The 5913-nt window shown below is 64.9% G+C and carries 5 protein-coding genes; 2 read left to right on the top strand and 3 right to left on the bottom strand.

The features are described from left to right. Positions 1-59 precede the first annotated feature (59 nt). Positions 60-947 carry a protease HtpX gene (gene htpX, locus ACQ4OD_RS26150; RefSeq protein WP_038705666.1) on the bottom strand — a complete coding sequence of 296 codons (888 nt, stop codon included), beginning with the start codon at positions 945-947 and terminating at the stop codon, positions 60-62. Between the two features lie 228 nt (positions 948-1175). Then, positions 1176-2387 carry a pyridoxal phosphate-dependent aminotransferase gene (locus ACQ4OD_RS26145; RefSeq protein WP_139672678.1) on the bottom strand — a complete coding sequence of 404 codons (1212 nt, stop codon included), beginning with the start codon at positions 2385-2387 and terminating at the stop codon, positions 1176-1178. A 167-nt stretch (positions 2388-2554) separates the two neighbouring features. On the opposite strand from ACQ4OD_RS26145, the gene msrB reads away from it, so the two are divergent. Together msrB and ACQ4OD_RS26135 are read left to right on the top strand one after the other, a co-directional pair. Then, positions 2555-2950: a peptide-methionine (R)-S-oxide reductase MsrB gene (gene msrB, locus ACQ4OD_RS26140; protein ID WP_139672676.1), complete on the top strand. Its 396-nt coding sequence runs from the start codon at positions 2555-2557 to the stop codon at positions 2948-2950. A gap of 12 nt (positions 2951-2962) precedes the next feature. After that, complete coding sequence (locus tag ACQ4OD_RS26135; RefSeq protein WP_046856557.1) at positions 2963-3451, top strand: glutathione peroxidase; 489 nt, start codon at positions 2963-2965, stop codon at positions 3449-3451. Here the strand turns inward: ACQ4OD_RS26135 and ACQ4OD_RS26130 are convergent. After that, complete coding sequence (locus tag ACQ4OD_RS26130) at positions 3441-5795, bottom strand: hybrid sensor histidine kinase/response regulator (protein WP_198754651.1); 2355 nt, start codon at positions 5793-5795, stop codon at positions 3441-3443. The two genes, ACQ4OD_RS26135 and ACQ4OD_RS26130, sit on opposite strands and share 11 nt — an antisense overlap. Positions 5796-5913: the final 118 nt, after the last annotated feature.

Here is a 5913-nt window from a genome sequence, read left to right as displayed (position 1 = left end):
TGGTCGGTACTGGCAATGAAAAGGGCGACCGAAGTCGCCCTTTCTTGTTGCTGCCTGGATCAGCCGCGGCGACGCAGCGCGTCGATGCGGTCTTCCAGCGGCGGGTGGCTCATCAGCAGGCCGGCCAGGCCATGCTTCAGGCCGCCGTTGATGCCGAAGGCCTTCATCGTGTCGGGCATGTGCACCGGCAGGCCCTGCTCGGAGCGCAGGCGCTGCAGCGCGCCGATCATTGCGCCGGTGCCGGCCAGGTGGGCGCCGGCCTCGTCGGCGCGGAACTCGCGGCGGCGCGAGTACCACATGACGATGATGCTGGCGAGGATGCCCAGTACCAGCTCGGCGACGATGGTCGCGATGAAGTAGGCGATACCGTGGCCTTCTTCGTTCTTGAAGATCACCCGGTCGACGAAGTTGCCGATGATGCGGGCGAAGAACATCACGAAGGTGTTCACCACGCCCTGCACCAGCGCCATGGTGACCATGTCGCCGTTGGCCACGTGGCCGATCTCGTGGGCCAGCACCGCGCGCACCTCATCAGGCGAGAAGCGTTCCAGCAGGCCCTGGGACACCGCCACCAGCGCGTCGTTGCGGTTCCAGCCGGTGGCGAAGGCGTTGGCCTCGTAGGCTGGGAAGATGCCCACCTCGGGCATCTTGATGCCGGCCTCGCGGGACAGCTCTTCGACGGTCTGCAGCAGCCACTGCTCGTGACGGGTGCGGGGCTGGGTGATGATCTGGGTGCCGGTGGTCATCTTCGCCATCCACTTGGAGATGAACAGCGAAACGAGCGAGCCAGCGAAACCGAACACGGCGCAGAAGACCAGCAGCTGGCCGAGGTTGAGGTCAACCCCGTTGGCGGCCATGAACCCGTTGAAGCCGAACAGGCTCAGGGTAATGCTTGCAACCAGCACCACCGCGAGGTTGGTGGCTACAAACAACAGAATGCGCATCATGGTTGTTACGTTCTCCTGACGGATGAGTTTGTTGCGTACTGCGGGGTATATAAGGGGGAGGGCGCGGCTATTCAACCGGGCGACTATTTCAAACTGTGTACGCGAGGAGTATGGCAGAGGATGCCGTGAGGGCTGTGGGGTAGAGCGTTGCAGGATGTAAGGCAAAAGTATCGCGAGGCAAATCGCATCGGCGTACCGATGCGACTGGCTCCGCAATGGCGATATCGCTTACTGCGAATAGGTACGCAGGAAGTTGCCGATACGCCCGATCGCCTGTTCCAGGTCATCCACCCGCGGCAGCGTCACCACGCGGAAGTGGTCCGGCCACGGCCAGTTGAACGCCGTGCCCTGGACGATCAGCAGCTTCTCCGACAGCAGCAGGTCGAGGGCGAATTTCTCGTCGTTGAGGATCGGGCAGACCTTCGGATCGATGCGCGGGAAGGCGTACAGCGCGCCCATCGGCTTGACGCAACTGACCCCGGGGATGTCGTTGAGCAGCTCGTAGGTGCGGTTGCGTTGCTCCAGCAGGCGGCCCGGCGGCAGCACCAGGTCGTTGATGCTCTGGTAGCCGCCCAAGGCGGTCTGGATGGCGTGCTGGGCCGGCACGTTGGCGCACAGGCGCATGTTGGCCAGCATGTCGATGCCTTCGATGTAGCTCGTGGCGTGGTGCTTGGGCCCGGAGATGATCAGCCAGCCGGAGCGGAAGCCCGCCACCCGGTACGACTTGGACAGGCCGTTGAAGGTCAGGCACAGCAGGTCCGGGGCCAGCGACGCGGTGCTGATGTGCACGGCCTCGTCGTAAAGAATCTTGTCGTAGATCTCGTCGGAGAACACCACCAGGTTGTGCTGGCGTGCCAGCTCCAGCATGCCCAGCAGCAGCTCTTTGGAGTACACCGCGCCGGTCGGGTTGTTCGGGTTGATGATCACCAATGCCTTGGTGTTCGGGGTGATCTTGGCCTTGATGTCGTCAAGGTCCGGGAACCAGTCGGCCTGCTCGTCGCACAGGTAGTGCACCGGCTTGCCGCCGGCCAGGCTCACCGCGGCGGTCCACAGCGGGTAGTCGGGCGCCGGGATCAGCACTTCGTCGCCGTTGTTGAGCAGCGCCTGCATGGACATGACGATCAGCTCGGACACGCCGTTGCCGAGGTAGATGTCCTCGATGGTGACGCCTTCGATTGCCTTCTGCTGGCAGTACTGCATCACCGCCTTGCGCGCGCTGAACAGGCCCTTGGAGTCGCTGTAGCCCTGGGCGGTGGGCAGGTTGCGGATGACGTCCTGGAGGATCTCGTCCGGCGCCTCGAAACCAAACGGCGCCGGGTTGCCGATGTTCAGCTTGAGGATGCGATGGCCTTCCTCTTCCAGGCGTTTGGCGTGCTTGAGCACTGGGCCGCGAATGTCGTAGCAGACATTGGCGAGCTTGTTCGATTTGCTGAACTGCATGATGAGATCCCGAGTGAGAATACGCGCCGCCTTCTTTCGAAAGGTTTGAAAGGGCGGGAACCGGGTGCCAGACTGGCTGCCTTGCACACGAAGCCAACTAATATACGTGCCACCCGCGCCAGGGAAAAGCCGGTGCGAGGTGAAATTCAGCCTGCCGAGGTCCCATCATGCAAAAGATCGACAAAACCCTGGACGAATGGCGCGCCATGCTCGATCCGGCCCAGTACCAGGTGTGCCGCCTGAAAGGCACCGAGCGGCCGTTCAGCGGCAAGTACAACAGCGAGCGCCGCGACGGCGTCTACCAGTGTATCTGCTGCAACCTGCCGCTGTTCTCCTCCAAGGCCAAGTTCGATTCCGGCTGCGGCTGGCCGAGCTTCTACGAGCCGATCGAAGAGGCCGCGATGATCGAGATCCGCGACACCTCCCACGGCATGATCCGCACCGAAGTCACCTGCGCCCAGTGCGACGCCCACCTGGGCCATGTATTTCCCGACGGCCCGCCGCCGACCGGGCTACGCTACTGCATCAACTCGGTATGCCTGGACTTCAAGCCACGCGATTGACGGAGAGCGAACATGGCCGATGCGCTGCTGGACATCCCCTGCGTCACCCTTGGCGGTGAGCAGAAAGTGCTGGGCGACTTCGCCGGCAAGGCGCTGCTGGTGGTCAACACCGCCAGCCAGTGCGGTTTCACCCCGCAGTACAAAGGGCTCGAGCGCCTATGGCAGGACTACCAGCGCCAGGGCCTGGTGGTGCTGGGCTTCCCCTGCAACCAGTTCGGCAAGCAAGAGCCGGGCGACGCCCGGGAGATCGCGCAGTTCTGCGAGCTCAACTTCGGCGTGAGCTTCCCGCTGTTTCGCAAGATCGAAGTCAACGGCCCCGGCGCCCACCCGCTGTTCGCCGAGCTCAAGCGCCGCGCGCCGGGCCTGTTGGGCACGCAGAAGATCAAGTGGAACTTCACCAAGTTCCTGGTCGACCCGCGCAGTGGCAAGGTCACCCGCTTTGCCCCGACCACCAAGCCCGAGGCGCTGAAAGCGGCGATAGAGCCGCTGCTCAACCGCTGACCGGCACCCAGTGCTCGATCAGCGCCAGCAGTTCCTCGCGCCGGAACGGCTTGGCCAGGTAGTCGTTCATGCCCGCGGCGCGGCAGCGTTCGCGCTCCTCGGGCATGGCGTTGGCGGTCAGCGCGACGATCGGCAGCTCCGGCCAGCGGCTGCTCTGGCGGATGCGCCGGCTGGCCTCGTAGCCGTCCATCACCGGCATGTTGCAGTCCATCAGTACCAGGTCGAAGCTGTCCCGCTCCAGGTAGTCCAGGGCCTCCTGGCCGTGGGCGGCCACCTGCACCTGGCAGCCGAGCTTGCCCAGCATGCCCTTGGCCACCAACTGGTTCACCGGGTTGTCCTCCACCAGCAGGATACGCGCCCGCAGCTCGCGCGAGGCCGGCACCTCGTGGGGCAGCGGCGCGCTGGGTTCCCCTTGCAGGATGCGGCGCAGCGTCTGGTACAGGGCGTTGCGCGCCAGGGGCCGGGCCAGTTGCTGCAGCGGCGCCAGTTGCGTGGCCTGTTCGGCGGGCAGGAAGTTGCCGTAGGCGGTCACCAGCAGGATCGGCGCCGCGATGGCCGGGCGCAGGTCGAGCACGTGGTCCAGGTCGTCGGTGATCAGCAGGTCGACCGGCAGGCCGGCCAGTGCGCCGGCATCTGCATGGCGCACGTAATCCAGCCCCCAGCGCGGCAGCAGCCCTTGTAGCAGCTCGGCCAGGCCGCTGCCGGGGTTGCCCAGGGCCACCACGTGTCCACTTATTGCCGCCGGCGGGATTGCCTCGGTATGCGCCGGTAGCGGCAGGTCGGCGCTGAAGCGGCTGCCGAAACCGGTCTCGGAATGGATGTGCAGGTGCCCCTGCATGGCCTTGCACAGGTTGCGGGTCAGGGCCAGGCCCAGGCCAGTGCCGCCGTACTGGCGGGTGATACCGGCGCCGGCCTGGGTGAACGGCTGGAAAATCCGCGCCTGGGCCTCCTCGGGGATGCCGATGCCGGTGTCGCTGACCTCCAGGCGCACGCCGCCGACGATGCTGCTCAGGCGTACATCAACACGCCCGAAGCGGGTGAACTTGAGTGCGTTGGACAGCAGGTTGCTGACAATTTGCCGTACCCGCGTCGGGTCGCCCAGCACCGTGCTGGGAAAGTCCGGGGCGATCAGGCAGGTCAGCTCGACACTGGGCGCGGCATTCTGCGACAGCAGGTTGGCGGTGTCCTCGACCATCGCGCCGAGGTCGAACGGGATGCGTTCGAGCTCCAGCTGGCCGGCGTCGAACTTCGACAGGTCGAGGATATCGTTGAGCAGCTCCACCAGCACCTTGCCCGAGTCGTGGGCGATCGACAGCTGCTGGCGCTGTTCGGCGGCCAGGCCGCTGTCCAGCGCCAGTGCGATCATGCCGAGCATGCCGTTGAGTGGCGTGCGGATCTCGTGGCTCATGTTGGCCAGGAAGGCGGCGCGGGCCTGGGCCATGTCCAGGGCGCGCTGGCGCGCTTCGTCCAGTTCCTGGTTGGACTGGCTCAGGCGGCTGTTGCTGGCCTTGAGCTCGTTGGTGCGGGCTGAGACGATGTCTTCCAGCTCATTGAGGTACTGGGTCAGCCGGTTCTCGGCGGTGCGCCGCTGCTGGATCTCGGTGGCCATGCTGACGAACTGCTGGTTGGCGACCCGCACCAGCACGCCGATCTCGTCGTTCTCGTGCCCCTTGGGGCAGTCCACGCGGTTCTGCCGGGGCGTGCGCGCATCATTGCCGCTGAGCGCGCCGATCACCGTCACCAGCGGCTTGGTCAGCATCAGGTAGAACAGCGCCAGGAGAATGCCGGTCAGCACCAGGCTGCGGGCGAAACCGTTGACCAGGGTAACCCCGGCGCGGTCGAGAAAGCGCCCGCCGAAGGCATAGGTGTCGACGTCCAGGTACAGGGTGCCGAGGTACTCCTCGGGCATGTGGGCGAGGAACAGCCGGTCCTGGAACAGGCGCTGCTCGCCGAACAGGAAGTCGGACAATGGTCGGTAGCGGCTTTCCATGCGCGGCCGCTGCACGTCGGCCAGCACCGTGTCGTTGTTGTCGATCAACCGCGCACGGATCAGCGCCGGGGATTTCAGCAGCCCGCCGGTCAGCTCCTGGGCCAGCTCGGTGTCGATGTTGTAGGCGATGCGCGAGGCCGTGTCGTGGCTGATCTTCAGCAGCGCCTGAATTTCACGGTTGATGGACGCGTCTTCGCTGGCATAATCGATGCCGATCTGGATGAGACTGAGCAATGTTCCCAGGATGAAGCCGACCAGGACTGTCAACCGGGCTTGCTTGTATGACAGGCGATTGGTGAACTTGATATCCATGGGTCCCAAGCCGGTTACTTGCTCCGTGCGCTGCGCAAGCATAGCCGATCAGCCCTGGCTGCTGGCGGGTCTGTCTGTTCATTTCAGTTGATCGTCGATTAAGGGCCGCTGCGCGCCCCATCGCCGGCAAGCCGGCTCCCACAGTGAAGAGTGATCACCT

It is taken from the genome of Pseudomonas sp. WC1 (assembly GCF_050586565.1).
GTDB lineage: Bacteria > Pseudomonadota > Gammaproteobacteria > Pseudomonadales > Pseudomonadaceae > Aquipseudomonas.
This window is presented reverse-complemented; position numbering and strand designations above follow the sequence as displayed.